Raw genomic sequence first — 888 nt, 5'->3', positions numbered from 1 at the left:
CAAGGCGCCTCTCGGATGAGGAGGGGCAGCGGCTGCTGCGGATCGTGCGCCGGGGCGAGCCGAAAGCGACCAAGAGCGTGATCCGCTACCGGCGGGCGATGGTGGTGCTGGCCTCGGCCAGCGGGAACAGCGTGCCGGCGATCGCCCGGCTGGTGGCCGCCGATGAGGACACCGTCCGGGAGGTGATCCACCGGTTCAACGAGCTCGGCATGAGGGCGCTGGACCCTCGCTGGGCGGGTGGCCGTCCCCGCCGGATCAGCGCTGAGGACGAGGCCTTCCTCGTCGAGACGGCCACTACCCGCCCGGCCAAGCTCGGGCAGCCGTTCACCCACTGGAGTCTGCGCAAGCTGGTCGGCTACCTGGCCGACAACCCGCGGCGGATCGTGCGCATGGGCCGGGAGCGGGCCCGCCAGCTGCTGGCCGATCACGAGATCACCTTCCAGCGGACCAAGACCTGGAAGGAGTCCCCCGATCCCGAGCGCGACGCCAAGCTGGCCCGCATCGAGGAAGTCCTCGAACAGCATCCGGACCGGACCTTCGCCTTCGACGAGTTCGGCCCCCTGACCATCCAGCCGATCCCCGGCGTCGGGTGGGCGCCCAAGGGACGACCGGCCCGGCTACCGGCGAACTTCCACAAGACCGCCGGCGTGCGGTACTTCCACGGCTGCTACTCCATCGGCGAGGACCGGCTCTGGGGCGTGGTCCGAAGCCACAAGGGCGCAGTGAACACCCTCGCAGCGCTGCGCTCGATCCGCGCCGCCCGGCCCGACGGCGACCCCATTTACGTGATCATGGACAACCTGTCGGCGCACAAGGGCCCCAAGATCCGCGCCTGGGCGGCCCGGCACGCCGTGGAACTGGACTTCACCCCGACCTACGCCTCCTGGG

1 protein-coding gene is annotated in these 888 nt (G+C 70.8%); it reads left to right on the top strand.

Features of this window, described 5'->3' with window-relative positions; all coding sequences use genetic code 11:
• Nucleotides 1–888 (top strand): IS630 family transposase (locus ACK586_RS25450; RefSeq protein WP_409333322.1); only part of this gene is annotated, 888 nt, incomplete at both ends.

It is taken from the genome of Trujillonella humicola (assembly GCF_046233715.1).
Classification (GTDB): domain Bacteria; phylum Actinomycetota; class Actinomycetes; order Mycobacteriales; family Geodermatophilaceae; genus Trujillonella; species Trujillonella humicola.
Note: the sequence above shows the minus strand (reverse complement) of the source record. Positions and strands in the feature narration are given on the sequence as shown.